The organism is Pantoea sp. Lij88 (assembly GCF_030062155.1).
Classification (GTDB): Bacteria; Pseudomonadota; Gammaproteobacteria; order Enterobacterales; family Enterobacteriaceae; genus Pantoea.
Map to the genome: position 1 here is coordinate 315,565 of NZ_CP118267.1, position 26,811 is coordinate 342,375.

A 26,811-nucleotide genomic window follows, 5' to 3' on the forward strand; every position below is an offset into this window, starting at 1 on the left:
TAGATGAAGCAAAACATTGCGTCACTTATCACCCAACATTCACTGTAGTCAGCAAACCGTTCACTGTAGTCAGTACGACTTCTCGCTTTAACCACACCATACAGGCTGCCTGAAACAGAGCTTTATAGAGTAACGTTCACTGTAATCAGTAATCGGGTGGTAAGGCCATCAGTGAGGCTGAATGAAGATGCGTGGCAATGTCAGTCGGCAAACATTCACTGTAAACAGTAAGAGTGTCACGCCAGTCACTCCACGCGGCTAACAATATCAACCCCAGAAGAGCGCGCATGACAGGTGTGGTTGTCGGGAACAGGGCAGAGTGCTGACATTCACTGTAGTCAGTAGCGTTCACTGTAATCAGCAGACGGAGCTGTCGTGAGAGGGAATCAGGACGTTCACTGTAATCAGCAGACCGGGTATAAGTAAGTGCTAACGTATATGTATGTAAGCACACACTCACCTGTAAAGCCTTATTGGATGGCAGGCCAGTTTTATTGCGGAGTGACGCAGGCTCTGACAAAGCATAGCGATTACTGATTACAGTGAACGTTACTGATTACAGTGAATAGCTGACAGATACTGATTACAGTGAAGGGATAGGGAGATCGCGCTGTCACTCTCAGCGGAGAAAGTGACACTGCCACGCAGAATTGCTGACTACAGTGAACGCGGGAAGTTAATCCTCGAACTCGATTTCATCCAGCGAATCGATGCTCTCCAGATTACCGATACCATCGAGTTTAGGCGTACGACTGTGGATGATGAAAAAGACAGAGCGCCCACGTTTCACTTCTGAGTAATCCAGATAACCAATCTCTTTCAGCTGCTCCATCGCACGCCGCACCACATGGTTCTGCGTGGTGGTCTTGGAGCCGAGATTTAAGCGCATACGCAGGCGTGCCAGCGAGATAGGTGCGGGATTGGTCGGCAGACTCTCCAGGAAGGTGTAGAGCGCCTGTGCAGACTCTTTACGCTTGAGGCGGGAGATGGCACGGAGCTGAAGCAACACCTTGTGGTCGAAGTTGTAGAGTTCGAACAGCTTGGGATCGGCCTGAATGCGGACAATATCTTTTTCACGGTCGTAATACGCAGACTGAACAAGGTGGGTATGATACGCCTTGCCGTTGCCTTCAAAGGAGAGCGTGTTGGTTGCAATGCGGCGCAGTGAGGCATCCAGGCGCTTACGTAGTGCGGCAGAAGAGTTGGCAGACGGAATGCCACACATCTTCACAAAGTCGATAAACGGCAGAGTGACCGTATCGCCTTTAGTCGGATAACGGGAAAAAGACTGAATAATGCCCGCCCAGGTTTTGAAATCGTTATCCATATCCAGCCGCGCGCCGGTAATGGTAATCTTTTCGTAGCCTTCCGCTTTCACCAGCGTCAGGTTCTTCAGCTCTTTAGTGGCATCTGTTGAGGCCATCGCACCGGATTTACCCCGTGCAGTCGATTTCAGGGTCGGCACAAAGAGTCCGAGACGCATTAATGCGACGGGCTGAACGGTATTATTCTTGTTGGGATGAAGCTGAATAACTTCACCACTGTTTTTGGTCACTGACAGAAAAGGTTCTAGTAACGCTTTGTTTTCGTTGTCTTTATCTGCCATGGCGTAAGATCTTCATTCTGTGGATGAAAGGGATCGTTTTCTGACTACAGTGAACATTAGCACTGTTTACAGTGAACATTCTACCTGGTACAGTGAATAAAGTACTGATTACAGTGAACACTTTACTGATTATAGTGAACACGATCACCCTTTCAGCCCTTGTGGGGCGTGGCCTGCGACGATCGGGGATCTCTTAGGATCTCTCTATGATCTATTAAGGATCGTTTTTTAGGATCTGGTCACTGTATAAGTGGAAAACTCCTTCAAACGTCATCTTCATATACCTTAGCCGCCCGAGAAATATCTCCGGCAATCTGCATGTTATTTATCAGCCTGATCGGGTCCTGACAAAGCAGATTCTCGTTTAATAAACAACTTCCTCACTATTATTCATTTTTCATCATCAACTACAGCGCGTATCGTCTCTCCATCACTGACCGAATGAGGAAAACGGCACCATGACTGAACATGTCCTATCACGTAATCCCGCAACAGGTGAAATTCTGGCACGCTATCCACTGCAGAACGCGGCAGAGCTGGAACAGACGCTGGCGACCAGCGCATCTGCTTTTGCGGCATGGAAACAGAGCAGCATGGCGGACCGGGTCCGCGTTCTGCGTCAGCTCGGCGAGCAGCTGCGTCTGCGTGAACCTGATCTCTCCCGTATGATCACGCTGGAAATGGGTAAACCCATTGCTCAGGCGCGGGCTGAAGTTCTGAAATGCGCGAACTTATGCGACTGGTATGCGGAACATGGCCCTGCAATGCTGGCCGATCAGCCGACTCAGATTGCTGATGCGTGGCAACGATTCCGTCCTGTTGGCGTGATCCTGGCAGTAATGCCATGGAATTTCCCCCTGTGGCAGGTTCTGCGGGGCGCAGTGAGCATGTTGCTGGCAGGTAACACCTATCTGCTGAAACACGCGCCTAACGTCATGGGAAGCGCCACACTGATGGCTGAGCTCTTCAGTGCAACCGATCTCCCGGCGGGTGGCTTTAACCTGATCAACGTCGACAACGACGGTGTCTCCGTCGCGATCAAAGATGATCGTATTGCCGCCGTCGCGGTTACTGGCAGCGTGCGGGCTGGCGCGGCAATCGCCGCACAGGCGGGTGCCGCGTTGAAGAAAACCGTGCTCGAGCTGGGCGGATCCGATCCCTTTATCGTGCTGGCGGATGCCGATCTTGATGAAGCGGTTAAATCTGCCGTCATCGGTCGTTTCCAGAATACCGGGCAGGTCTGCATGGCAGCTAAACGCTTTATTGTCGAAGCATCCATCGCGGAAGAGTTTGAGAAGCGCTTCACGGCAGCCGTTCAGGCACTCACCATGGGCGATCCGCTGGATGAAAACACCTTCCTGGGGCCGATGGCTCGTGCCGATCTGCGTGACGAACTGGATGGACAGGTAAAAGCAACCTTGAGTGAAGGTGCGCGTCTGGTACTGGGTGGCGAGAAAGTGGCAGGGCAGGGGAACTACTATGCGCCGACCATCCTCGCGGATGTCACCAGCAACATGACTGCGTTCAGACAGGAGTTGTTCGGGCCGGTTGCCGCCATTGCCGTAGCGCGGGATCCACAGCATGCGCTGGAGATCGCCAACGACAGCGAATTTGGCCTCAGCGCCACTGTCTGGAGCGGTAACGAAGAGATAGCCGATCGTCTGGCGCTACAACTGGAAGTTGGCGCGGTGTTTATTAATGGCAACGGTGCGTCCGATCCTCGCGTTACCATCGGTGGCGTGAAAAAAAGTGGCTACGGCCGTGAGCTGTCGCACTTCGGTGTGCACGAATTCTGTAATGTGCAGACCGTGTGGAAGAACCGCCGCTAGTTATTACTGCGCAGCCGGAAGATAAGCGGGCGCTTTTTTAGTGCCCGCACTGAGCGGACGCAGCAACCGATGCGGTGCAAACGCACTCAGCATGGGTGAGCCTGTGCCGCTCAGCATCTCCTCAGCCACCAGCCTGCCCAGTAACGGGGCAAGGGTCATGCCGCTATGGCTGACCATCAGATAGACGCGTGCTGACTCATTGATGTAGCCCAGGGCAGGCAATCCATCTGCCGGACGCGATCGCTGTCCTGTTTCAATCCGCTCAATTCTCGCCCCTTCCGTGTTTTTGAACAGCCGCCGCAATCGACGCAGCATCTCTTTGCCAATCAGTCCATCCGGTGAGACCGGACGCGCCGGATCGGCATGCTGATCCAGATCCAGCGCCTGCAGCATCAGACGACCACCACCATCCGGCCGCACATTCAGCTCCGGGGTAATCAGATTGGCTTTAAGTGATATCGGCAGAGGCTGCGTCTGCGCAAGAAAACTGCAGGCAGCCGGATCGGCACGGTTTGCATCGGTCATCGCCAGTTCAAGTCCGCACTGGCTCAGCAGCTCTGGTGCCCAGCGGCCGGTCGCCAGCACCAGCCGATCGCCGCGCCATTCATCACCACTGGCCAGCGTAAGATGCACATCCCCAGCCGATTCCGTCAGCGTCGTCACCTCACTATTGCAGACCAGCTGACCCCCACTGACGCGCAGGTCAGCCAGCAGTGAGGCGATAAACAGGCTCGGATAAAGCAGACACTCTGACGGGAAAAACCACGCGTGCTGAACGCGGGGATCGAGCCGCAGCTCGGGCACGGCACACAGTAGCGCGGCGCGGCTACGTTTCTCAACGGGGTAATCCAGCGTAGTGAGCTTTGCTGCGCGCTGCACCAGCTGTCGCAGGGAGGATTCATCGGCTGCCCACTCCAGCGTGCCGGTTTCCAGCAGCCAACGGGGCGATGCAGGATGACTGGCCTGCCAGCGCTTATGCTCGTCTATCGCATGGGCATTAAGATCATGGTAGCGGGTGGGTTCTTTGCCGTTGGCATTGACCCAGGCATAGCTGATCTGACTGGTTCCGCTGCCAGGGTAGTTTTTATCGAAGACGGTGACCTGTGCGCCCCGTCGCGACAATGACTGCGCGACGGCTAAACCCAGCACGCCTGCACCGATTACGGCAATACGTTGTGGCATATCTGGTCTCTCCTGAACAGAGATCAGCGGGTAACGGCTACCCGCCGTGTCGCTTCACTATTGCGAACTCAAAGAAGGCCGTCAACCATCGCTTCAGGCGGTTGTCTCATCGAACCAGGCAGGTACCGGATCGGCCAGATTGATCCAGTGCTCAGGGCCTGCAGCCATCTCATCGGGTGTCAGCAGTGCGTGGTCCAGAGCGGCAAGTATCTGTTTTTCATCCATTTCAATGCCGATGAATACCAGCTCCTGACGTGCATCGCCGGTGCCTTCCTGCCATTGTTCTGCGATGAAATTGAGTGAGTCTGCATCCTGTGGCCACTCCGTTCGTGGCACGCTGACCCACCAGCGCCCGGCATAACCCTGACGCGCCACTGCGCCCGCCTGCGACCACATCGCGGCATAGTCAGGCCGGCTGGCGAGCCAGAAGTAGCCTTTAGAACGAATAACCCCGTCAAGCTGGTGATTAACTACTTCCCAGAAACGCTGCGGATGGAACGGACGGCGGGCGCGATAGACAAAACTGCGAATGCCATACTCCTCTGATTCAGGCTGATGCTCACCGCGAAGTGTCTGCAACCAGCCGGGAGCCTGTGCTGCCCGGTCGAAATCGAACCGATTGGTATTCAGCAGGCAGTCCAGCGGCACCTGGCCAAATTCGCTGTTCACAATGAGTGCGTGCGGGTTAAGCGCACGCAGCATGCCCTGCAGTTCATGCAATTGCGTCTGGCTGAGCAAATCCGTTTTGTTCAGAACCAGCAAATCACAGAACTCAATCTGATCCACCAGCAAATCAACCACTGACCGCTCATCCTCCTCGCCCAGCGACTCGCCGCGAGACTGAAGATCATCGACTGAACGGTAATCGCGCAGGAAGTTGAAGCCATCCACTACGGTAATCATGCTATCCAGACGGGCATATGCCGACAGGCTTTCACCTTCTTCATCTTCAAACGTAAAGGTTTCAGCAACCGGCAGCGGTTCAGAGATGCCGGTAGACTCAATGACCAGATGATCGAAGCGACCGGCCTGCGCCAGACGTTTCACCTCCAGCAGCAGGTCTTCCCGCAACGTGCAGCAGATGCAGCCGTTACTCATTTCGACCAGCTTTTCATCCGTGCGTGACAGCTGTGCGCCGCCATCACGCACCAGCGCAGCGTCAATATTAATTTCAGACATATCATTAACGATGACCGCGATCCGCCGTCCTTCGCGGTTGTTGAGAATGTGATTGAGCAGGGTGGTTTTACCGGCACCGAGAAAGCCGGAGAGGACCGCAACCGGCAGACGGGGATCCCCGGATGTGAGAAGGGAGAGTGGCATACTATTACCTGTGAGCAGTGATTAATATGTTATAACATAACATTTATGACCTCATTTTCAATCGGGATTTCCACCTGGGTGTTGGATAATGAAGATTGATAAGAAAAAAGGAGAAGAGATGCAACAACTCACACTGGTGCCGCGTCTTGTGCCTGATGTCAGAAGCGGCGCGAAAACATCAACGATACGCTGGCAGGAAGCCGATATCGTCACCGGCCCGCTGAAACTGGTGAATGAGCAGGATGCCGGGGACACGGTCATCGTCTGGGTGACGAAAATCGAAACACTGTGCTTAAGCGAGGTGGCCGCGCGGCTGGGGAAAGAGGCGGAATGGCCGGATGCGGAGCTGCTGGCAGGGATGCGCGAGCACTATCCGGCAATCCGGCTGAGCAGTGAGGTGCAGCTGATCACTCACCTCACGCCCGCCGAAACGCAGCAGAAGCTCACTGAACGGTGATCAGCTGTGCTCAATCACCAGCAGCGCCAGTGTATCGGCTTCCAGCGCCCGGAAGATATGCAGCTCATCGCCCGGATAGGTAATGTAATCACCCACATCCAGCTCCACCGCACTGTCGACCGGGCCAACCAGCGCACGCCCTTTAGCCATAATAATATGCTCGATGGTATTGGGAATATGAGGCTGGGATATGCGTTCGCTGCCGGGCTGAACCTCCAGCAGATAGATATCACGCCGGACGCCGGGCGGGCAGGATGCCAGCAAAACGGCCTGATAATCAGCCAGATCGGCGGTCACTGTAAGGCCTTCTCCACGACGGATCACCTGCAGACGACGCGCATCCGGCTCCAGCAGACGTGAAAAGGGGATATTCAGCGTCACGCACAGCGACCACAACGTCTCAATCCCCGGATTACCATTACCCGCTTCCAGCTGTGACAATGTGGATTTGGCGATCCCTGCGCGGCGCGCCACTTCAGCCAGTGACAGGCCGGCTCGCTGACGTTCACGCACTAAGGCATTGGCAATAATGCTGATAGGGGTATTCAAACGCACTCCTGATAACCTGAATGTTTTTTATATCGAACATAATGTTCGTCTTGTAAAACGCTGTCGCGGTGTTCATTATATCGGATATACGTTCATTATGAGACAGAGTGATGCTTTTTCCGCAAATGCAGTTGCTGGACAAAGGGGTGGTCAAGGCGATTTTTCTGGTCTGCCTGGCTGATGGAATTGTCGGATTATCCTATGGCTCGCTGGCTTCCGCCGACGGGTTTCCGCTCTGGGTGCCGCTGGCGCTGTCAACGCTGGTGCTGGCGGGCGCGTCGGAGTTTCTGTTTATCGGCATCGTGGCCGGAGGAGGCAGCCCTTTTACCGCCGCCGCGGCGGGTCTGCTGGTTAACGCGCGTCACCTGCCGTTTGGCATTGCAGTCAAGGATCTGGTGGGAAAGGGTCCGTCCGGCTGGTTTGGCTGTCACATCATGAACGATGAAAGCGTGGTGTTTGGTATCTCTCAGCCGCAGCTGGCTCAGCGTCGCAGCGCCTACTGGCTGTGCGGCATCGGTATTGGCTTTATCTGGCCGGTGAGTGTGATGACCGGGGCGGCGATTGGGAAGTTTATTCCTGACGTCTCGGTAATCGGCCTGGATGCGGTATTCCCGGCCATCCTGATCGCCCTGATCTTCCCGGCGCTGCGCCAGCGACGCACGCGAATCCCTGCCACCGTCGGCGCGCTGCTCTCCCTGCTGGCGACGCCGCTGGTCCCGGCAGGCATGCCGGTGCTTTTCTCACTGCTGGGCCTGCTGACATGGAGATCGCGCAAATGACGCATCAGGGAATGATCATTGCCGGGATCGCCATGCTGGCTGCCGGAACGTATCTGATGCGCTTTGCCGGCGTCAGGCTGGGAAACCGTCTGCCGATCAGCGAACGCACCCAGCAGATGCTCTCAGACGCTGCCACGGTATTGCTGCTGGCGGTTGCGGCCACGACGACGCTGTTTGAGGGCCAGCATTTTGCCGGTGTGGCTCGGGTGGCTGGCGTGGGCTTTGCCCTGTTGCTGGCATGGCGTCGGGCGCCGCTGATTGTCATTATTCTGGGAGCGGCGGCGATGACGGCGCTGCTGCGTTTCCTCGGCGTGCCCTGACGCTGTTGTACCCTGACGCTGTTGTACCCTGACGCGTCCGGGATTGCTATCTGACCGGGCATCACGGCATGATGACGACTCATTACCCGCCCGGAGTTTTTCCATGAATCGTCCGCTTCAGATTGGTCTTCTGCTTTTCCCTGATGTCACCCAGCTCGATTTAACCGGTCCGTGGGAAGTGTTTGCGCGCACGCCCGGCGTTGAATGTCATCTGATCTGGAAAGATCGTCAGCCGGTACGCTCCGATCGCGGCCTGTCGATAGTGCCCACCACCACGTTTGATACGTGCCCGCCGCTGGATGTGATCTGTGTGCCTGGCGGGCCGGGGCAGATCGCCCTGATGTCAGACGACGTCACGCTGAATTTTCTTCGTCAGCAGGCCGCTCAGGCGCAGTGGATAACGTCGGTCTGCACCGGGTCGCTGGTGCTGGGGGCCGCCGGATTGCTGAAGGGATACCGTGCGACCTCGCACTGGAGTTCCATCGATCAGCTGGCCTTGCTGGGCGCGGAGCCGGTCAGTCAGCGGGTGGTGCGTGACCGCAATCGTATCAGTGGCGCGGGCGTGACATCAGGTATCGATTTCGCCCTGACGCTGGTGGCAGAAATCGCCGGTGATGCGGTCGCAAAAGCGGTTCAGCTGCAGATGGAATATGATCCCGAACCGCCGTTCACCAGCGGGTCGCCGCAAACCGCACCGCCACAGGAAGTGGAGCAGGCAAGGGCGAAAATGGCGGCGTTTCTCGCCACACGCCGTGAGGCAACCGAACGTGCCGCGCAGAGGCTACAGGCTGATCAGCTTACGGATGCCGGGGATACGCAACAGCAGAAGTGACAGCGCCATCGAAAAAATCAGCGTCAGGGCGATAACCAGCAGTTTATCGCCCAGCGTCTGAATGTGGATTGCGGCGGCCAGCAGGCCAAAAACCAGATAGTGCAGGATATAAACGCCGGTCATGGTCTTCCCGAGAATGGTCAGAAACGACGTCAGCCACTGACCTTTTTCCGGCAGGCGAACCGCGTTAATGCTGATCACGATCAGCAGAACCAGCAGATAAACCTGCGAGCCCGTCAGCTCCACATCGTTGTGGGTCGCCAGAAAGCGCGCAATAAAGTAATGGCGTTCATAAAGCCAGGTGAAGAGATAAACCGCAGGCAGCAGCAGCAGGCTGATCCTTATCACTCTGGGTGAAGTCAGCAACTGCATCACGCGCGGGGCGGCCATCAGCCGGCCTGTAAGGTAGTAGAGCACCCACGTCCAGATACGGTATTGCGGCAGCAGCGAGAAGGCGCGCTGGTCAGGATAGAGGCTGGCGAGCAGGTCATAGGCAAACGCCGACACCAGCAGCAGCAAAATTCCGGCTGCCATCAGCCCTGGCCGCTGAATCAGCCGGTCGATCAGGGGATGCGAGACGTAAATCACAATCAGCGCAATCACGAACCACGGCTGAATCAGGTAGCCCTTATGGTGCATCCCGGCAAACCAGAAAAAGCTGAACCAGAAGATAAAAATCAGCAAAATGCGGCGGATTTTCCCCAGCTGCCATGCGGGCGTGTGCAGCTCACCGGCGTCGATATAGCCACTCAGCAGAAAATAGAGTGGCGTGGCAATCGTCGAGACAAAACTCAGCACGTTCAGCGTCAGATTAATGTCGTAATGATAGCTGTCGTAGCTCTGGTAAAGCGTAAAAAACGACACGGCGGTCATGCAGGCCAGCGTCTTCAGCATTGCCAGCCCGGTCTTATTCACCACGCACCTCCCGGCCGTGGAAGCAGCGATAGATCACCGGCAGCACCAGCAGGGTCAGCACGGTCGCAAATCCCAGACCAAAAATAATCACTACGGCCATGCTCTGGAAGAAGACGTCACGCAGCAGCGGCAACAGGCCCAGCACCGTGGTAAACGCCGTCAGCAGGATAGGGCGGAGACGCGAGGTCGCCGCATCAATAATCGCCAGCTGCAGCGACTTCTCCTGCTGGAACAGCCGAATCTCCTCAATCAGCACGATCCCGTTACGGATCAACATCCCCGACAGGCTCAGCAGCCCAATCAGCGCCATGAAGCCAAACGGAATCCCGGTGATTAAAAAGCCACAGGTCACGCCAATCAGCGCCAGCGGCACGGTGATCCAGATAGCGATAGCATCGCGCAGAGAGTTAAACATCAGCACGGTAATGATAAACATCGCCAGGAAGCCCACCGGCAGCGAACTGAGCAGCCCGCTTTGCGCTTCACGTGAACTCTCCAGCTCGCCACCCCATTCAAGCCGGTAGCCAGACGGAAGTTTCAGTTGATCGATCTGCGGCTGAACCCGCGCGATAACCTGGGCGGAGGTGAATCCTGAGGCAGGATCGGGATCGGTCTGCACGGTCAGTACGCGCGTGCGATCACGACGCATAATCAGCGGATTCTCCCACTCCAGACGGAAGTCAGAAACCACGTTGTTCAGCGGCACAAAGTGCTGCAGGGCCGCGCTCCAGAGCTGGATGTTCTCAATGTGATCGACACTCTGCCGCTCTTCGTCCGCCGGGTAGAGCATGACCGGCATCAGGCGCGATCCGTCCCGGAAAATACCCACCGCGTCGCCGCTGAAATTCATTCTCAGCGCCTGATCGATATCGCGCTTTTCAATGCCCAGTTCCTGACCACGCAATGCCGAAAAGACCGGACGGATCACTTTGCTGCGCTCCTGCCAGTCGTTACGCACCGGGAAGGTCGATCCCTCCGCCAGGAAAATCGCATCCAGCTGGCTGCCGATGTGACGCAGCACTTCCGGATCGGGGCCGATCACTCGCAGGGCAATGACACTGTCGCTGGCGCTGCCAAACTGAATTCGCTTGATGCGCTGATTCACCTGCGGGAAGTTCTGCTGAATGTACTGCTCGGTCTTCCGCGACAGCGCATCCAGCTGTCGCGCATCCTTAACCCGCACCATAATCTGGGCGAAGTTGCTGTACTGGCGCGTCGCGTCATAGGTCAGGGTAAAGCGCAGTGCGCCCTGGCCCACCGTGGTGACCGTCGCCGCAACAGCCGGATCCTGATTAATAAACCGGGCAATTTCCGCCGCCGTATCGGCGGTGTAATGGATATCGGTGCCATAGGGCAGCCAGAGGTCGGTGAAAAACACCGGCGTGCTGGAGGAGGGGAAGAAGTTCTGTTTCACCAGGGTAAAGCCATACAGCGACAGCGCCAGCAGCGCCACCATCACAGTCAGCGTGGTGAGGCGGAAACGCAGCAGGCCGCCCAGTGCCCGACGATAAAGCCGGAAGACCACGCCCTGATAAGGCGCAGTGGGTTCAGTTTGTTCAGGCTTAGCCGCGCCCCGGCGCTTCTCGCTCCAGTTGATAAACACCGGGGTTAAGGTCAGCGCCGTGACCCAGCTCAGCATCAGTGAAATCAGCAGCACCTGGAACAGCGATTTACAATATTCCCCGGTCGAATCCTGTGACAGACCAATCGGTGCAAAGGCGAGGATCGCAATCACCGTGGCGCCCAGCAGCGGCAGGGCGGTGCGCCGCACCATGCGGGCAATCGCCTGCTGTAAGGGGTTTCCGCGCTGGTGGTCGATCTTGACCCCTTCAACCACCACGATGGCATTATCCACCAGCATGCTGAGCGAAATAATCAGGGCGCCCAGCGACACCCGCTGCAGCTCAAGCTTAAACAGGTTCATGATCAATAACGTACCGAGCACATTTAGCGCCAGTGAGGCGGCAATCACCATGCCGCTGCGCAGGCCCATAAACAGCAGCAGCGTTCCCACCACAATCGCCAGCGCCATCAGGAAGTTGAGGATAAAGCCATCAACCGACTGTTTCACCTCATGCGCCTGGTTGTAAAACACCTTCAGGCTGATTCCGGCGGGCGTATCCTGCTGATAGTGCGTCATTCGGGCGGAGAGCGCGTCGCCAACATCGATGACATTGACGCCGGGCGCAAACGAAATGCCGACTGCCAGTGCCGCTTCACCGTCAGCAAAGTAGATATTGGCCGGATTATCGGTCACGCCACGCGTCAGGGTCGCAATATCGCGCAGATGCACATTCTGCGGGCTGCCCGCAGGCAGAATCGGCAGATTAGCCAGATTGTCGAGTGTCTTCAGCTCGCCGGTAGGATGAAAACGGATCGATTCGCTATCAACCCTCAGCGTTCCGGCACTGGCGACGCTGTTATTCCGGCTCAGCAGATCGGCGACGCGTTGCGGCGTCATGCCATAGGCGGTCATTTTGCTGGCGGAAAGCGCGATGCGGATCTCCTCCTGCTCAACGCCCGCGACCGCAACTTTCGCTACGCCGGGCACCAGCACCAGATCACGGCGCAGCTGATCGGCATAGTTGCGCAGTTCGCTGTTCGTATAGTCTTTGCCGTGGATAACGAAGAAGTAGCCATAAACGTCGCCGAAGTCATCGTTTACCAGCGGAGCCTGCACGCCAGGCGGAAACTGCCGGGCCGCGTCGTCGACCCGGCGGCGTAACTCATCCCAGATTTGCGGCAGCTGATCGGCCAGATAGCGGGTATGAATATTGACGGTAATCTGCGACAGGCCATTGCCTGAAATAGACGTCACATTATCCAGTGACGGCAGGCGTTGCAGCGCATTCTCCAGCGGCAGCGTGACCTCCTCTTCAACCTGCTGGGCCGACGCGCCGGGATACTGAGTGACGATTACCGCCGACTTAATGGTGAACAGCGGATCTTCAAGGCGGCCAATGTTCAGCAGGGCATAGATACCCCCCACGCCCAGCAGCAGAATGACCATCCAGATGCGAATCGGTTTATCAATGAAATGCTCCTGAATACGCATTATAACCCCCGCTCACGCTGCCAGATGCGTACCGCTTCACCGTCACGCAGCTCACCGACGCCGGCAGCGACAATGCGGTCGCCCGGCTTCAGCCCGCTGATGATTTCAATGCCCTGCGCGGTGAGACGACCCACTTCCACCGGCTGATCTTTAACACGCAGCGCCTCGCCATCCTGCTCAACCAGCCAGACATGCGGCTGATTGGTGGGGCTGCGATCGGGATTAAATACCGCAGCTGCCGGCACCACCAGCCGCGGCTGGGCAGGAGCATTTGGCAGGTTATGCAGCCTGACGCGCACCGAGCCACTGAGACCGGCAACGCCAGGCAGATCCGCCGGACGCGGCATGGTCAGCACCACCTGATACGTCAGCGTCGCGGCGTCGGTCTGGCTGGTATGCTCTTTGTATTGCGCGGCAAAAAAGCGGCCTGGCAGGGCGTTAAACTGCACCTCAGGCTGATAGTGAATATTCTGGATATCGAGACTGGTAAAGAGGGTTTCCGGTAGCGTGAAGATCACGTCGAGCAGATCGGCGCGGGTCAGCAGCGCAATCGGCTGTCCGGCGGCGACCACCTGATGATTACGCGCCTGCACCCGTGCAATAACGCCATCGAACGGCGCGCGGAGGGTCAGAAACTGTAACTCCTCCTGCGCGATTTTCAGTGCAGTCGCGGCGGCATCACGGTTAGCGCGCTGAATATCCATCTCAGACTTTGAAACCGCGCTGCGCTGCGCCAGCGTGTTAAAGCGCTGAAATTGCCGCTCCGCCAGCTGCAGCGCTGTCTGACGGTCACGCACCCGCAGTTTTGCATCCGCATCATTCAGGGTGGCAAGCAATTGCCCTGATTTCACAGGCGTTCCGTCATGTATATCGAGCTGGACCAGCTGGCCCGCGCGTTTAAATGCGAGGTCAGTATTATCACCTGCCTGAATACGGGCAGGGAAAACCCGGATATTCTGCGCGATATCTGATTCAAGGGTGAAAACTTTAATTACACGCGGTGGCGGTGCATCCGGTTCTTTTTTTTGATCGCAGGCTGTCATAAATAAACAACAGAGAAAAACGGGGATAATCTTGCGTTTAATCATTTTCTTCGCCTTAACATCAGCTATTTCACAGCAGTTTAATAAGCGTTAAGGCGTCATTAGCCCTGATGCTTATCGCGACCGGGATAAAATTAATTTGAATATTCGTCATCTTATTTTAACGAGACGGCAACGCCGCTTCGTCTGAATCGGATTATGCCGCCATGTGCGAAACCACCAGCCAGGTGAGTAAGCCTACCAGCGTGGTAGCGACGACCGCGAGAATAACGAAACCGCAAAGCATGATAATGCTCTGTTTTTTCATCAGAGTTTCCTTTTGCGAGCCAGAGTAAAAACCGTTGCACACTGCATCAGCCTGCTTAAACAATAGCTAAACAAAAACAACGTTGTCATTCTCATAATATAGGTTAGATTTAATTTAGCCATTTAATGTTATCCATCAGACGTTTCTTACCTAAATATGATATCGGTCATTACCGGCGGGAGAGGCATGCCGCAAAATGCCTGCCTTTTAATTGCGCCTTTAATTCATCGCTAAATGGCACGAGGTTTATATATGCTAAATAATGATAAGCAGGATAAAGCGTTAGCTTTATCTGACCGCCCCTGGTATCAGCGTAGTGTGGACGAAATATTTTCCGACCTGCAGAGTTCACCCGCAGGATTATCGACTGCCACCGCACAGGAACGTCTGCAGAAACAGGGTCCCAACGCGCTTCCGCAAAAAGCGGAAAAATCAGCACTCCTCAAATTCATCGCGCATTTTAAAGATGTGCTCATCTATATTCTGCTGGCGGCAGCGGTGATCACCGCGATCATGGGCCACTGGGTGGATACCTTTGTCATTATCGGCGTGGCTGTCATCAATGCCCTGATCGGCTTTATTCAGGAGAATAACGCCGAGAAATCGCTGAAAAGCATCCAGAACATGCTCGCCAGCGAAGCGATGCTGGTGCGGGATGGCAGGCAGGTCACGGTCGCAACGCGCGATATCGTGGTCGGCGACGTCGTGATGTTACGGCCAGGCGACAAAATTCCGGCTGACCTGCGACTGTTTGAAGTCAACAACCTGCGGGTGGAAGAGGCGATTCTCACCGGTGAATCGACGGTGGTGTCCAAGAATATCGACACCCTGAGCGGTGAAAAATCGCTGGGCGACCGTCTGAATCTCGCTTTCTCCGGCACGACCGTCAGCTCCGGCACTGCCGCAGGCGTCGTCATCGCCAGCGGCGGTGATACTGAACTGGGTCATATCAATGAAATGATCAGCGGTATAAAAGAGGCCAAAACCCCGCTGCTGGTGCAGATAGACAAACTCGGTAAAGCGATCTTTGTCATCATCCTGCTGATGATGGTTGCGTTATTTATCTTCGGCTATCTGCTGCGCGACATTCCCCTGGGTGAGCTGTCGCTGTCGGTCATCAGCCTGGCGGTTGCGGCTGTGCCGGAAGGTCTGCCCGCCATTATCTCGATCATCCTGTCGCTGGGCGTCCAGTCGATGGCGCGCACTAAAGCGATTATCCGCAAACTGCCGACGGTCGAAACCCTGGGCGCGATGTCCGTGATCTGCTCCGATAAAACCGGCACGCTCACCATGAATGAGATGACGGTGAAAGCGGTGGTACTGGCGAAAAGCCGCTGGCGCGTCAGCGGAAACAGCTACGAACCTAAAGGAGAGATTGTTGCGGAGCAGGGCGAAAATCCGGGCGTGACGGCTGCCCAGGATCCGCTGTTCCAGCAGTTCCTCCACGCGGTAGACACCTGTAATGAAAGCCAGCTGCGTCAGGAAAGTCAGGGGTTCTGGACGATTGTTGGCGGCCCGACGGAAGGTGCGCTGAAAGTGCTGGCGGCAAAAGGGATGACCGCCCCTCAGCCGGTCGACGTCGTGAGCAAGCTGCCGTTCGATTCTCTCTACAAATATATGTCGGTCAGCTGTGTGGCTAATGGCGAATCCTATGTGCTGCTCACCGGAGCGCCAGACGTCCTGCTGACACTCTGTCAGCAGCAGCAAACGCCGGACGGTGTCGAGCCTATCGACCGTGCCTACTGGGATGCTGCCATCAGCACCTATGCCAGCGAAGGGCTGCGCACCGTGGCCGCCGCCTGGAAGCGAACGTCTGCACCCGTTACCGTCCTGGACCACAGCGATCTGAAAAGTGACATGGTGCTGCTGGGCCTGGCCTGCATGATGGATCCGCCGCGTCCGGAGGCGATCGCCGCCATCGACGAGTGCCAGAAAGCGGGCATCCGCGTCAAAATGATCACCGGCGACCATCAGGAAACTGCGATGGCGATTGGTCAGATGCTGGGTATTGGTAACAGCCAGGCCGCTATTACCGGCTACCAGCTTGAACACATGAGCGACGCCGAACTTGCCGAGGCCGCCAAAACCTATGACATTTTTGCGCGCACCAGCCCGGAACATAAATTGCGTCTGGTGAAAGCGCTGGAAGCGAGCGGTGAGATCGTCGGCATGACTGGCGACGGCGTTAACGACGCACCGGCCCTGAAACAGGCTAACGTCGGCATTGCGATGGGGATTAAAGGCACTGAGGTGACCAAAGAGGCGGCCGATATGATTCTGGCCGATGATAACTTCGCCACCATTGCTGCGGCAGTGAAAGAGGGGCGTCGCGTCTACGACAACCTTAAGAAAACCATTCTGTTTATCATGCCGACGAACCTGGCGCAGGGTCTGTTGATTATTATCGCGATTCTGATGGGCAATATGCTGCCGTTGACCCCGGTCCAGATTCTGTGGATGAACATGGCAACCTCGGCCACGCTGTCGTTTGGTCTGGCGTTTGAGCCTGCTGAAGCGAATGCGATGCGCCGGCCACCGCGCAATGTGAAAGCGCACGTCATGGATGCTTACGCCATCTGGCGCGTGGTGTTCGTCGGTCTGCTGATTTCAATCAGCGCATTTGTGATGGAAGCCTGGCTGCAACCGCGTGGCTACAGCATCGAGTTTATCCGCACCGTGCTGCTGCAGATGCTGGTCACCGCACAGTGGGCTTACATGCTGAACTGCCGTAACGCTGAGGGCTTCTCGCTGGATCGCGGTCTGCTGAAAAATCGTGGAATCTGGCTGGTGACGCTGGTGCTGGTGGCCCTTCAGGCGATCATTATCTATGTCCCATTAATGAACACGCTGTTTGGCACCCGTCCTCTGCCAGCGAAGTACTGGCTGATTGCGCTGATTGTCAGTGTTGCCATTTTCATGGTGGTTGAGATCGAAAAACGCCTCACCCGCGGATGGCGGGTGAAGACGACCTCACTGCGTTAATTCAGCCTCCGGGTCCTGCTGCGGATAGCTCGCCAGCAGGACCTTCTTAATCAGATAGGTCAATGGAATGGCCAGTATCCCGCCCGTAATCCCCAGCAATGCCTGCCAGAACAAAAACGCCAGCAGCTGCGTGGTTAGCGCCAGGTTCAGTCGCTTACCAATCAGCAGCGGTTCGATTACCGAACTCAGGCAGAGGTTCAGCACCACAAAGAATCCGGCTACCGCCAGCGCGACCTGCAAATCGAACATGATGTAACTCTGAATAACCGGCGGAATGGCGGCCAGAAACGAGCCCAGCACCGGCACATAATTAAAGATGAACATCAGCACGCCCCAGAAAAAGGCAAACTTCAGTCCGATCAGATGAGCACCCACGCCCACAATTAATCCCCCCAGAATACTGGTCAGCGTTTTCACTCTGGCATAAACAATGACGCTCTGAATGCCCTCCTGCAGCGCCAGATAAAAAGCCTGATGTTTACCCGTGACCCGCTGCTGCAGCGCCGCTTTCAGCAGCGGCATCTCATAGAGCATAAACAGCAGCATCAGGAACACCATGATCCACCAGGAGATGACGCCAGGGATCTGCGTCAGAAATGCCGTGACGATGCGCACGATCGCGCCCGCATCGACAAAGGTGAGCAACTGGTCGGGCGTCATACCGATATCGAGCCGGGCAAAAGCCAGCGTCAGCTGTTCAAGCCGTGCCGCCAGCAGCACAGGCGTCTGGCGGCTGAGCTGCATTAAATCAGGTGTCAGCACGGTTAACTTGATGGTTGTGACCACCATGATCAGCAACATCAGCATGATCACCAGCAGGGAGGAGACGATGCGCGGTATCCGCTTTTTATCCAGCCGGGTGATCAGTGGGTCAAGCATGATAGCCAGCAGCGTCGCCAGCAGGACCTGATTAATCAGCGGTGCCGCCAGATAAAGGCCGGTGAGAATAATGGTCAGGCAGGCGAGGATAAACAGCACCCGTGCCAGTGGCGGCCAGAGAGTAAACCAGCTCAGTCCCATAATCGGGCTCCTTCAGCAAAGATAAGCTGCAGTATAGATGAGGCCACAAGGTCAGTGCCTTGCGTCAGGTCAGAGGGTGGGAGTGGTAAGAGGCGCTTTTGACGCGATGATCAATGGCGCTCAGTCGGTGTTTAATGCTCTGATGCGCAGCCTGCCATAAGCGTGGCGATCTGGTCTTAGCCGCAGAAAAGCGCCTTTAACTAACCGACGAATCAGTCTATTATTAAGGAAATAATCATTTCCTAATGGTGCCATCATTGAAAGACAGCCACTTTAAAGAGCGAGGACGACCACGGGCCTTTGATACCGATGCGGTCCTGGATAGCGCGATGCTGGTTTTCCGTCAAAAAGGCTATCACGCCACCTCGATCGGCGATCTGGGCCAGGCTATGCAACTCACAACCGGCAGCATCTATAAAGCCTTTACCGACAAGCAAACGCTGTTTGCGACGGTCTTTGCCCGCTATCTCTCACAGCGTAACGGCAGCTTGGCTTCACGGCTGGCGCAATGTGAAAATGGCCGCGAGCAACTGGAGGCGCTGCTGAATTTTTATGTGGATTCAGTGCGCGATGTTGAAGGAGAACGCGGCTGCCTGGTCGCAGTCAGCGCCGTGGAGTTGCAGACGCTGGATGAAGAGCTGGCCGGGGCGGTCAGCGCTGCGCTCATGCGAAATCTGCAGAATCTGCAGCAGATTATCAGGCTGGGCCAGCAGGATGGTTCGGTCAATCCGGAGCTGGATTGTGACGCCACTGCCTCACTGCTGCTCTGCATCGTGCTGGGAATGCGTGTGGCCGGTAAGGTTGCGGCTACCCGGCCCGATGCCAGCATCATCCCCCTGGCCCTGAAAGTGCTCGACTAAATTTTTTATCCATTAAGGAAGTAATCGTTTCCTTATTATCCGGAGGTTTTATGCAGCCACATTTACGCTACCAGCACCACTTTACGCATATTGGCTCACAGCGACTGCACTACCTTAGCGCAGGCAATGAACACGCAGAGGTCGTGGTGCTGCTCGCGGGTTTCCCCCAGAGCAGTTACGCATGGCGGGACGTTATTCCCCGCCTGGCCAGCCGCTTTCATGTCATCGCACCTGACCTGCCGGGGCAGGGCGACTCAGACTTTCCAGCCAGTGGTTACGATACAGGGAACGTGGCAGCAAGCATTGTAGCGCTGCTGCACTCGCTGGGTATCGAACGCTTTCATCTGGTCGGGCATGACATCGGGGCATGGGTCGCCTGGTCACTGGCAGCGCGTCATCCCGAAAAGGTCATCAGACTCGCCTTGCTGGATGGCGGTATCCCCGGTATCACGCTGCCTGAAATGCTGCCGATGGTGGGAAATAACGCCTGGAAAACCTGGCACTTCGGCTTTCACTGTGTGGATGATTTACCGGAAGCACTGGTCACCGGCAGAGAGTCAATCTACCTCGACTGGTTTTTTAACCGTAAGGCAGCCAATCCCCATTGCATTGATGCGGCGGCACGTCGTGAATATCTGCGCGTTTTTCAGCAGCCTGGCGCCCTGCGCGCCGGACTGGCTTTTTACCGCGCTTTCGCGCAGTCGGCAGAGCAGAATCGCCAGTGTGCGCTGAAAGGCAAACTGGCCTTACCGCTGCTGGCCGTCAGCGCCGACCAGGGATCCATTCCCGATATGGCCACCCCGTTACGCGCCGTAGCGCGGCAGGTAATCAGCGAAACTATTCCAGACTGCGGCCATTTTATTCCCGATGAACAACCGGAGAAATTAGCGGAAATACTCGCAGAATTCTTTACCCGGCCACTCAATAAAAGCGGAATAACGCCCTCTGTAAATCAGGCAAATTAATATCAGGCAGCGGATTATTAATATTATTGCTGATCCGCTGCTATCTCATACGGCTTTCCAATAAATAACTCTATCCTTCTGATTTTTATTAATAATATCTGAATTCTTACGCGTTGCTTTCTGTGACGTGCTGTGAATAAATAAACGGTCATCACCATCCAGTATCAGGATGCGCTAAAAATAATGGTCGGCAACAGACTGCCGATCGCATATTGCCGGGGCTGCTATGAATCAGGAAAAAGCACGACTGGCCGGGGAAATAAAAGCCAGAGTTAATGAACTTGAATCGCAGTTAGTGGCGATTCGACGTGATATCCATGCGCATCCGGAATTAGGTTTTGATACGCTGCGCACCGCCAGTCTGGTCACTGACTACCTGCGGGCGCTGGGACTTCAGCCGCGCACTGGCGTTGGCCGCAGCGGTGTTGTGGTCGATATCGATGGCGCAGAGCCGGGCAAAACGCTGCTGTTACGCGCTGACATGGACGCGCTGCCGATCCATGAGCAGACCGGTTTACCCTTTGCCAGCCGCTATCCCGGAAAAATGCACGCCTGTGGTCACGATATTCACACGGCGACAATGCTGGGTGTGGCAAGCATCCTGCCGCACTACCGTCAGCAGCTCAAAGGCCGCGTCCGGCTGATCTTCCAGCCTGCGGAAGAGACGCCAGAAAGTGGCGCGGAGGCGATGATCGCCGACGGCGTGGCAGAGGGCATCGACTGGGCTGTCACCCTGCACAACAAGCCTGAACTGGCGGCGGGCGAAGTCGCCCTGACGCGCGGCGCCAGTACGGCGTCCAGCGATGAATTCGATGTGACGGTGCACGGTGTATCGACCCACGCGGCGCGTCCGCACATGGGCACCGATCCGATACTCGCCACCGTCCATCTCATCAGCCAGCTGCAGACCATCATCTCGCGTGAACGCGATCCCGCGCATTCTGCCGTGTTGACCATCGGTCACATTCAGGGCGGCACCACACACAATATTATTCCCGACAGCTGCCTGTTTCAGGGCACCATCCGGACGAAATCGCCGGAAGTACGCGCCGCCATGGAAGCATCGTTCAAACGGATGTGTGACGGCGTGGCGCTGGCGCAGAACGTACGCGTGGAGGTTAACTTCCAGCGTGGTGTGCCGCCTTTAATGAATGACGATCGCCTGATTGATTCGCTGGAAGAGATTCTGTCGCACCAGTTTGATCAGCCCATCATCGCGCAGCCCAGCGCCAGCTTTGGTGCCGAAGATTTTTCACTGTTTACGGAACGGGTACCGGGCTGCCAGATCCATATTGGATCGGGGACGCCGGGCCGTGACGATCATCTGCATAACTCCGACTATCAGCCGGATGAACGCAGCATTGCCGCCGGGACGCAGGCGCTGACCCGCCTTGCAATTGACTTACTCTCTTAATAATAAATAAATGAGGTTTATATGATGATGCGCAACCGCCTGTTCACGGCTTCTCTGACCGTGGCGCTGCTCGCCACTTCCGCATTCAGCCAGGCGAAAGATTTCGGCACCCTGAAGTTTGCCACCGAAGCCGCTTATCCTCCGTTTAACCAGACCACGCCGAGCGGCAAAATCGTCGGCTATGAACCGGATATGGTGGCGGAACTGGCAAAACGTGCAGGTTTTAAATATGAAATCATCGCGCAGAAATGGTCAGGCATGATCCCAGGGCTGATCGACGGGAAATATGATGCGGTGGTTGATGCGGTGACCGTGACGCCAAAACGTGCGGAAGCGATCGACTTTACCCGTCAGTACACCGTCAGCGTCTCCAGCTTCGTGACCGCCAAGAAAAGCCCGCTGGCCACGCTGCCAGGCAGCGGCACGGTGGTGACAGCGGATGACGACGCCGGCATGAAAAAAGCGATCGACGATCTGAAAACCACCTTCAAAGGCAAAACCATTGCGGTGCAGGTCGCCACTATCCAGGCTGACTTCCTGCAGAAATACCTGGGCGATGTCGCCACCATCCGTACCTATCAGGCCGGTCCTGAAACCTTCGCTGACCTGATGAATGGCCGCGTTGATGCCGTCATGGCGTCACGCACCAACCTCAACGCTTTTGTGAAAAAACATAGCGATGCGATCAGCAGCAGCGGCTACGGCTTCTCGGGTGGCGTGCTGGGCGCAGGATCGGCGATTGGTCTGCGCAAAGGTAATAGCGAACTGCAGCAGGTGCTGAACCAGGCGCTGGACTCCATGATCAAAGACGGCACGCTGAGCAAACTGTCGATGAAATGGTTTGGCGAAGATGTTGCGCCAAAAGCGTAACCGCTGATGCTGATGAACATTGACTTGCAGATACTGGGTTTCGGGGATGAGGGCTGGGGTGGCGTGTTGCTTAACGCCGCCGCTGTCACCGTCAGCGTGTCGCTCTGCGCCTGGCTGCTCGGGGCGATGCTGGGCAGCGTGCTCTGCTGGATGCAGATCGCCGGTTCACGCTGGCAGCAGCGTCTGGCGGCAGGTTACATCACGCTGTTTCGCGGCGTGCCGGAACTGCTGGTGATCTACCTCTTCTACTTCGGTGGACGCCAGGTCGTTTCCACCGTGGGTACCGCGCTGGGCTTTCAGGGACCGTTCGATGTGAACGGTTTTGTCGCGGGCGCGATTGCCATCGGGCTGATCTCCGGCGCCTATCAGAGCGGTGTGTTTCGCGGCGCGTTTTACGCCATTCCGGGCGGGACGCTGGAAGCCGCGACCGTCACCGGCATGGGGCGGCTGATGATGTTTCGCCGCATCATCGTGCCGCAGGCGTTACGCACCGCGCTGCCGGGCATGGGCAACCAGTGGCAATCGGTGATCAAAGAGTCGGCGCTGGTCTCGGTGACCGGGCTGGTGGAAACCATGAACCAGGTCTCTACCGCCGCTAACTCCACCCAGATGTCCTTTTTCTTCTACAGCGTGGGTGCGGTGATCTACCTGATTATTACGACCTGTTCCGATATGGTTTTCCGCTACGTGGAAAAGTTTGCGATGCGCGGTCAACAGCGCGTGAAGGGATAAGGAGTCCACGTGGATATGATGTTTTTAAAGCAGACGCTGCTGGCGCTGCTGAAAGGATTGCCGCTGACCGTTAACCTGGCGCTGCTCTCGCTGCTGGGTGGCGGCGTGCTGGCGCTGCTGCTTAATCTGCTGCGCATGACGCGCGTCGGCAGTCTCTTCTGCCGTTTCTACGTCTGGCTGTTTCGCGGTACGCCGCTGTTGATCCAGATTTTTATGGTTTATTACGGCCTCGGCAGTTTACCGGCGGTGCGCGACAGTCTGTTCTGGCCGCTGCTGCGCGATCCCTACTGGTGCGGCTTGCTGGCGCTGATCCTCAATGATGCGGCTTACACCTCGGAGATCCTGCGCGGCGGACTGCGCGCGGTGAGTCAGCAGTCGCTGGAGGCTGCAAAAGTCTCGGGTATGTCGTCATATAAGATCTTCACCCGGATCACCTTACCGATTGCGATTCGACAGGCGCTACCGGCCTACAGCAATGAAATCATCTCGATGATCAAAGCGACGTCGCTGGTCAGTACTATCAGCCTGATGGAGATGACCGGCATTGCTGACTCGATTGTCTCTTCCACCTTCCGGGCGCTGGAGGTGTTCCTCAGTGCGGCGGTGATCTACCTGATACTCACCATGCTGGTCAGCAAAGGCGTATCAATGCTGGAACGACGCTTATCACCTTACTATTTTGGAGCACGCTCATGACCGCCCCAACCATCATGCTGAGTCATCTCAGAAAGAGTTATGCGGGACACGAAGTGCTGCACGACATCAGCCTGACCGCGCAGGATGGCGATGTGATTTCGCTGATTGGTGCCAGCGGGTCGGGCAAGAGTACGCTGTTACGCTGCATTCCGTTTCTGGAAGTGCCGCAGGCGGGCGAAATCGCGGTCGGCGACGTTACCGTCACGCTGGATAACGCCGAGGAGAAACTGAGCCGCGAGCAGCGTCGCCGCATCAAGCTGATGCGGATGCAGCTCGGCTTTGTGTTTCAGAGCTTCAACCTGTGGCCGCATAAAACGGTCATGCAGAACATCATCGAAGCGCCGGTCCATGTGCAGAAACGCAGCCATAAAGAGGCGATTGAAGAAGCCGAAGCGCTGCTGCACAAAGTGGGACTCTATGCAAAACGCGACGCCTGGCCATCGCAGCTTTCCGGCGGCCAGCAGCAGCGTGTGGCGATTGCAAGGGCGCTGGCGCAGCAGCCGAAAGCGATCCTGTTTGACGAGCCGACCTCCGCGCTGGATCCGGAGCTGGTGGGCGAAGTGTTACGGGTGATCCGGAGCCTGGCGGAAGAGGGACGCACCATGATTATCGTGACGCATGAAATGGGCTTTGCGCGAGACGTGTCGAACAAAGCGGTGTTTCTGCATCAGGGCATGATTGAGGAGTCGGGTTCGCCGGAACAGGTGTTCCTCGATCCGATCTCGCCACGCTGCCGCGCCTTTGTGAACAGCCACTTTGAACGTAATGCAGGTTAGTGAGGCCGGCAACGTAGTCTGACTGCGGCGCTGTTGCGTGTTTTATGATCAGAAAACCCCGGAAGATTTTCCGGGGTTTTTTATCAGCCAGCTTTTGTGGTTCAGACGAGCCTGTTAACGCCAATCCTGAAATTAAGGATTAAACACCGGGCGGCCCGCTTCAACCAGTGCCTGCCACTGCTGATAGCTGGGACGGCACTGGATGTCTGAATACCACGCTTTCAGAGCTGTGCATTCGTCTGGCACAGCAAGGTTCACCAGAGCCGAGAAGATCATTCCGCCTGTTACGGCAATATCGGCCATCGAAAACGTATTGCCCGCGACATACGGCTGCGAGCGTAAAACGCCGTCGAAGTAGTGCATGCCCCGGATGGCCTTTTCGCGCATTTTCTCACCCCATTCCGCATTCTGATAAAGCTCAACTTCTGGCCCCAGTCCTGAGGTGGCATGGTGGAAATAGACGCTGACCGCATCAAGAAATTCGATCTCAGCCCGTTTGGTCATCATATGGATAACGCCTTTTTCTACCGGCGTAACGCCAGTCAGAACAGGGTTGTCATCCAGCACGTCCAGATATTGCGTAATCGCGGTGCACTCTGCGATCAGCGTTCCATCATTCAGCGCTAATACCGGCAGGGTACCTGAGTAATTGATGGCTAAAAATTCAGGCTTTTTATGCTCACCTGTCCACAGATTTACCGGGATAAATTCGACCTGAGAAAGCATTCCTTTTTCCGCCAGGGCAATTCTGACCCGTGCAGGATAAGGACCATCATACCAGTCATAGATTTTCATCGAAGGGAGTGACGCAGCTACAGATGCATTGTTGATATCAGTCATGATTAATTTACCTACCTGTCAATTGGTAGTTGGATTGTGGCGCGGAACTTTCAGGTTGTCAAGCCCTGTCTACCAGTTGGCAGGTAAAAAATTTTTCTTTATAATGAGCCTTCATTTCTAAAAGGAAAACAGGATTATGAGCCTGAACGCACGTGAAGCTATCCTGGCCGCAGCAAAGAGTGCTGCTCAGAATCATGGCTATAACGGAATTAACTTTCGCAGCATCGCGGATGAGGTGGGGATTAAGAATGCCAGTATTTATTATCACTTCGCCAGCAAAGCCAGCCTGGGGGCGGCTGTCGCCAATCGATACTGGCAGGATACGGTGCAGAATTTAAAGACTATCCGCGAGCAAAGTGCCTCACCGGATGAGGCGCTGCAGCGCTATCCGCAGATTTTCCGTATGTCGCTTGAAGACGCCAACCGGCTCTGTCTTTCCAGCTTTATGGCAGCGGAATATGACGATCTGCCGGAGGAAGTGAAGCAGGAGGTGCAGTGTTTCGTTGAGGCGAACGTTGAGTGGCTGACTGAAGTCCTTGGCGAAAAAGACCCTGATAACAGAGAGAAAAATGCCCGGCGCGCGCTGGCAATTTACACTGCGGTTGCTGGCGCGCAGTTAATTGCCCGCACACGCCAGGAGTTAACCGTTTTTGATAGCCTGATTGCGACCTATCAGGAGTCAGGCCTGATTCCGCTGTCGCAGTGAATGAAAACGTGGAAGGCGCCCACACCGTCAGGCGCTAAGAGCCTCAGCATTCAGGGTGAAACGTTCTGGCGCAGGCCGCCTGCCAGCTGGGTAAACACCGCGATCATCTTTGGCAATGCTTTTTCCGGATCGCTGCTGGAGCCGACCCAGAGAGCGGCATTCAGCGCCGCACTGTTCAGCAGATGTGCGGCGGCATCGGCGTCAATCGGCTTAATCAATCCACTGTCGATCAGCTTCACAATCGTTTCGCGCGTGGCTTCCAGACAGCTGTTCTGGCTGGGCCACTGCGCGGGATCGCCCAGGAAAGCCGGGCCATCACGCAGCACAATACGCTGCACTTCGGCATCCATCGCCATGCGGATATAGGCGATGCCCTCGGCCACCAGCTTCTCCCACTCATCCGTCACGCCGGACGCTGCCGCTTTAGCCTGTTGCGCCATTTCGCCATCAACCTGCGCGACGACCGCTGCGAGCAGCCCCTTTTTATCACCAAAGTTATGGTAGAGCGCCCCGCGAGTCAGGCCCACGCTGGCCGTCAGCTCATCCATTGACGCGGCGGCAAAGCCTTTTTCGGCAAAGGCAGCGCGCGCTGCCGCGATCAGTTTTGCCCGGTTCTCTTCCATTGATTCTACGCGACGCTTTACGGCCATGGATTTTCCTTTCACATACGCACCGTATATTAATTGACATACGCGGCGTATGCGTGATTAATGTGGCATACGCCGCGTATATTAAATCAAACCTGTATGCGCT

General features: G+C 56.1%; 24 protein-coding genes. 14 read left to right on the plus strand and 10 right to left on the minus strand.

The features are described 5' to 3' along the window. Positions 1–676 precede the first annotated feature (676 nt). Positions 677–1,606: a RepB family plasmid replication initiator protein gene (locus PU624_RS01695; RefSeq protein WP_003855845.1), complete on the minus strand. Its 930-nt coding sequence runs from the start codon at positions 1,604–1,606 to the stop codon at positions 677–679. Between the two features lie 458 nt (positions 1,607–2,064). Between PU624_RS01695 and PU624_RS01700 the strand changes: the two genes are divergently transcribed. Next, positions 2,065–3,435, plus strand: a complete 1,371-nt coding sequence (locus tag PU624_RS01700; protein ID WP_283544578.1) for an aldehyde dehydrogenase family protein — start codon at positions 2,065–2,067, stop codon at positions 3,433–3,435. Positions 3,436–3,438: 3 nt separating this feature from the next. On the opposite strand, the gene PU624_RS01705 is transcribed toward PU624_RS01700, so the two are convergent. Beyond that, the gene (locus PU624_RS01705) at positions 3,439–4,617 is read right to left on the minus strand and encodes an NAD(P)/FAD-dependent oxidoreductase (RefSeq protein WP_283544579.1); all 1,179 of its coding nucleotides are present in this window, start codon (positions 4,615–4,617) and stop codon (positions 3,439–3,441) included. 93 nt (positions 4,618–4,710) lie between these two features. Continuing rightward, positions 4,711–5,940 (minus strand): zinc metallochaperone GTPase ZigA, encoded by a 1,230-nt coding sequence (zigA, locus tag PU624_RS01710; protein ID WP_283544580.1) that lies wholly within the window; start codon positions 5,938–5,940, stop codon positions 4,711–4,713. Between the two features lie 118 nt (positions 5,941–6,058). On the opposite strand from zigA, the gene PU624_RS01715 reads away from it, so the two are divergent. Next, positions 6,059–6,397 (plus strand): ASCH domain-containing protein, encoded by a 339-nt coding sequence (locus PU624_RS01715; protein ID WP_283544581.1) that lies wholly within the window; start codon positions 6,059–6,061, stop codon positions 6,395–6,397. Here the strand turns inward: PU624_RS01715 and PU624_RS01720 are convergent, their stop codons facing one another. Next, on the minus strand, positions 6,398–6,946 hold the full coding sequence (locus tag PU624_RS01720) for a helix-turn-helix domain-containing protein (protein WP_283544582.1): 549 nt from the start codon (positions 6,944–6,946) through the stop codon (positions 6,398–6,400). A 110-nt stretch (positions 6,947–7,056) separates the two neighbouring features. Here PU624_RS01720 and PU624_RS01725 point away from each other — a divergent pair, with 110 nt between their 5' ends. The 3 genes from PU624_RS01725 to PU624_RS01735 all read left to right on the plus strand — a co-directional run bounded on the left by PU624_RS01725 (position 7,057) and on the right by PU624_RS01735 (position 8,877). After that, entirely contained in the window at positions 7,057–7,725 is a 669-nt protein-coding gene (locus tag PU624_RS01725; RefSeq protein WP_283544583.1) for an AzlC family ABC transporter permease, read from the plus strand. Further along, entirely contained in the window at positions 7,722–8,045 is a 324-nt protein-coding gene (locus PU624_RS01730) for an AzlD domain-containing protein (RefSeq protein ID WP_283544584.1), read from the plus strand. The genes PU624_RS01725 and PU624_RS01730 overlap by 4 nt, the downstream gene beginning before the upstream one ends. A gap of 103 nt (positions 8,046–8,148) precedes the next feature. Next, positions 8,149–8,877, plus strand: a complete 729-nt coding sequence (locus PU624_RS01735) for a DJ-1/PfpI family protein (protein WP_283544585.1) — start codon at positions 8,149–8,151, stop codon at positions 8,875–8,877. Here the strand turns inward: PU624_RS01735 and PU624_RS01740 are convergent. From PU624_RS01740 to PU624_RS01750, 3 genes are read right to left on the minus strand one after another with little or no spacing between them, the layout of a single operon-like run. After that, the gene (locus PU624_RS01740; RefSeq protein WP_283544586.1) at positions 8,827–9,792 is read right to left on the minus strand and encodes an acyltransferase family protein; all 966 of its coding nucleotides are present in this window, start codon (positions 9,790–9,792) and stop codon (positions 8,827–8,829) included. The two genes, PU624_RS01735 and PU624_RS01740, sit on opposite strands and share 51 nt — an antisense overlap. Then, the gene (locus PU624_RS01745; protein ID WP_283544587.1) at positions 9,785–12,847 is read right to left on the minus strand and encodes an efflux RND transporter permease subunit; all 3,063 of its coding nucleotides are present in this window, start codon (positions 12,845–12,847) and stop codon (positions 9,785–9,787) included. The genes PU624_RS01740 and PU624_RS01745 overlap by 8 nt, the downstream gene beginning before the upstream one ends. Continuing rightward, positions 12,847–13,935, minus strand: a complete 1,089-nt coding sequence (locus tag PU624_RS01750) for an efflux RND transporter periplasmic adaptor subunit (protein WP_283544588.1) — start codon at positions 13,933–13,935, stop codon at positions 12,847–12,849. Before PU624_RS01750 ends, PU624_RS01745 begins: the two co-directional genes overlap by 1 nt. A 514-nt stretch (positions 13,936–14,449) precedes the next feature. On the opposite strand from PU624_RS01750, the gene PU624_RS01755 reads away from it, so the two are divergent. Then, complete coding sequence (locus PU624_RS01755) at positions 14,450–17,179, plus strand: cation-transporting P-type ATPase (RefSeq protein ID WP_283544589.1); 2,730 nt, start codon at positions 14,450–14,452, stop codon at positions 17,177–17,179. On the opposite strand, the gene PU624_RS01760 is transcribed toward PU624_RS01755, so the two are convergent. Beyond that, positions 17,168–18,199: an AI-2E family transporter gene (locus tag PU624_RS01760; protein ID WP_283544590.1), complete on the minus strand. Its 1,032-nt coding sequence runs from the start codon at positions 18,197–18,199 to the stop codon at positions 17,168–17,170. The two genes, PU624_RS01755 and PU624_RS01760, sit on opposite strands and share 12 nt — an antisense overlap. 245 nt (positions 18,200–18,444) lie before the next feature. Between PU624_RS01760 and PU624_RS01765 the strand changes: the two genes are divergently transcribed. From PU624_RS01765 to PU624_RS01795, 7 genes are all read left to right on the plus strand, one after another. Then, entirely contained in the window at positions 18,445–19,059 is a 615-nt protein-coding gene (locus PU624_RS01765; protein ID WP_283544591.1) for a TetR/AcrR family transcriptional regulator, read from the plus strand. Positions 19,060–19,109: 50 nt separating this feature from the next. Further along, entirely contained in the window at positions 19,110–20,024 is a 915-nt protein-coding gene (locus PU624_RS01770; protein WP_283544592.1) for an alpha/beta fold hydrolase, read from the plus strand. Between the two features lie 226 nt (positions 20,025–20,250). After that, on the plus strand, positions 20,251–21,438 hold the full coding sequence (locus PU624_RS01775; RefSeq protein ID WP_283544593.1) for a M20 metallopeptidase family protein: 1,188 nt from the start codon (positions 20,251–20,253) through the stop codon (positions 21,436–21,438). 21 nt (positions 21,439–21,459) lie between these two features. Then, a complete protein-coding gene (locus PU624_RS01780) occupies positions 21,460–22,308 on the plus strand; it encodes an ABC transporter substrate-binding protein (RefSeq protein ID WP_283544594.1) in 849 nt (282 codons plus the stop codon). Between the two features lie 6 nt (positions 22,309–22,314). Next, positions 22,315–23,040 carry an ABC transporter permease gene (locus PU624_RS01785; protein WP_283544595.1) on the plus strand — a complete coding sequence of 242 codons (726 nt, stop codon included), beginning with the start codon at positions 22,315–22,317 and terminating at the stop codon, positions 23,038–23,040. A 9-nt stretch (positions 23,041–23,049) separates the two neighbouring features. Further along, the gene (locus tag PU624_RS01790; RefSeq protein ID WP_283544596.1) at positions 23,050–23,736 is read left to right on the plus strand and encodes an ABC transporter permease; all 687 of its coding nucleotides are present in this window, start codon (positions 23,050–23,052) and stop codon (positions 23,734–23,736) included. Continuing rightward, positions 23,733–24,512, plus strand: coding sequence for an ABC transporter ATP-binding protein (locus PU624_RS01795; protein ID WP_283544597.1), 780 nt, complete (start codon positions 23,733–23,735; stop codon positions 24,510–24,512). The genes PU624_RS01790 and PU624_RS01795 overlap by 4 nt, the downstream gene beginning before the upstream one ends. 132 nt (positions 24,513–24,644) lie before the next feature. Here the strand turns inward: PU624_RS01795 and PU624_RS01800 are convergent, their stop codons facing one another. Next, on the minus strand, positions 24,645–25,307 hold the full coding sequence (locus PU624_RS01800; protein WP_283545145.1) for a glutathione S-transferase: 663 nt from the start codon (positions 25,305–25,307) through the stop codon (positions 24,645–24,647). Between the two features lie 181 nt (positions 25,308–25,488). Here PU624_RS01800 and PU624_RS01805 point away from each other — a divergent pair, with 181 nt between their 5' ends. Then, a complete protein-coding gene (locus PU624_RS01805) occupies positions 25,489–26,058 on the plus strand; it encodes a TetR/AcrR family transcriptional regulator (protein ID WP_283544598.1) in 570 nt (189 codons plus the stop codon). A gap of 50 nt (positions 26,059–26,108) precedes the next feature. On the opposite strand, the gene PU624_RS01810 is transcribed toward PU624_RS01805, so the two are convergent. Beyond that, positions 26,109–26,708: a TetR/AcrR family transcriptional regulator gene (locus PU624_RS01810; protein ID WP_283544599.1), complete on the minus strand. Its 600-nt coding sequence runs from the start codon at positions 26,706–26,708 to the stop codon at positions 26,109–26,111. Between the last annotated feature and the right edge of the window lie 103 nt (positions 26,709–26,811).

What these genes read in the sequence shown, in the direction of transcription:
- PU624_RS01715 (WP_283544581.1), top strand. Translation starts at nt 6,059, where the DNA reads ATGCAACAACTCACACTGGTGCCGCGTCTTGTGCCTGATGTCAGAAGC.
- PU624_RS01785 (WP_283544595.1), top strand. Translation starts at nt 22,315, where the DNA reads ATGCTGATGAACATTGACTTGCAGATACTGGGTTTCGGGGATGAGGGC.
- PU624_RS01700 (WP_283544578.1), top strand. Translation starts at nt 2,065, where the DNA reads ATGACTGAACATGTCCTATCACGTAATCCCGCAACAGGTGAAATTCTG.
- PU624_RS01800 (WP_283545145.1), bottom strand. Translation starts at nt 25,307, where the DNA reads ATGAAAATCTATGACTGGTATGATGGTCCTTATCCTGCACGGGTCAGA.
- zigA (WP_283544580.1), bottom strand. Translation starts at nt 5,940, where the DNA reads ATGCCACTCTCCCTTCTCACATCCGGGGATCCCCGTCTGCCGGTTGCG.
- PU624_RS01795 (WP_283544597.1), top strand. Translation starts at nt 23,733, where the DNA reads ATGACCGCCCCAACCATCATGCTGAGTCATCTCAGAAAGAGTTATGCG.
- PU624_RS01745 (WP_283544587.1), bottom strand. Translation starts at nt 12,847, where the DNA reads ATGCGTATTCAGGAGCATTTCATTGATAAACCGATTCGCATCTGGATG.
- PU624_RS01765 (WP_283544591.1), top strand. Translation starts at nt 18,445, where the DNA reads ATGGTGCCATCATTGAAAGACAGCCACTTTAAAGAGCGAGGACGACCA.
- PU624_RS01695 (WP_003855845.1), bottom strand. Translation starts at nt 1,606, where the DNA reads ATGGCAGATAAAGACAACGAAAACAAAGCGTTACTAGAACCTTTTCTG.
- PU624_RS01775 (WP_283544593.1), top strand. Translation starts at nt 20,251, where the DNA reads ATGAATCAGGAAAAAGCACGACTGGCCGGGGAAATAAAAGCCAGAGTT.
- PU624_RS01755 (WP_283544589.1), top strand. Translation starts at nt 14,450, where the DNA reads ATGCTAAATAATGATAAGCAGGATAAAGCGTTAGCTTTATCTGACCGC.
- PU624_RS01810 (WP_283544599.1), bottom strand. Translation starts at nt 26,708, where the DNA reads ATGGCCGTAAAGCGTCGCGTAGAATCAATGGAAGAGAACCGGGCAAAA.
- PU624_RS01735 (WP_283544585.1), top strand. Translation starts at nt 8,149, where the DNA reads ATGAATCGTCCGCTTCAGATTGGTCTTCTGCTTTTCCCTGATGTCACC.
- PU624_RS01780 (WP_283544594.1), top strand. Translation starts at nt 21,460, where the DNA reads ATGATGATGCGCAACCGCCTGTTCACGGCTTCTCTGACCGTGGCGCTG.
- PU624_RS01705 (WP_283544579.1), bottom strand. Translation starts at nt 4,617, where the DNA reads ATGCCACAACGTATTGCCGTAATCGGTGCAGGCGTGCTGGGTTTAGCC.
- PU624_RS01760 (WP_283544590.1), bottom strand. Translation starts at nt 18,199, where the DNA reads ATGGGACTGAGCTGGTTTACTCTCTGGCCGCCACTGGCACGGGTGCTG.
- PU624_RS01805 (WP_283544598.1), top strand. Translation starts at nt 25,489, where the DNA reads ATGAGCCTGAACGCACGTGAAGCTATCCTGGCCGCAGCAAAGAGTGCT.
- PU624_RS01730 (WP_283544584.1), top strand. Translation starts at nt 7,722, where the DNA reads ATGACGCATCAGGGAATGATCATTGCCGGGATCGCCATGCTGGCTGCC.
- PU624_RS01725 (WP_283544583.1), top strand. Translation starts at nt 7,057, where the DNA reads ATGCTTTTTCCGCAAATGCAGTTGCTGGACAAAGGGGTGGTCAAGGCG.
- PU624_RS01770 (WP_283544592.1), top strand. Translation starts at nt 19,110, where the DNA reads ATGCAGCCACATTTACGCTACCAGCACCACTTTACGCATATTGGCTCA.
- PU624_RS01750 (WP_283544588.1), bottom strand. Translation starts at nt 13,935, where the DNA reads ATGATTAAACGCAAGATTATCCCCGTTTTTCTCTGTTGTTTATTTATG.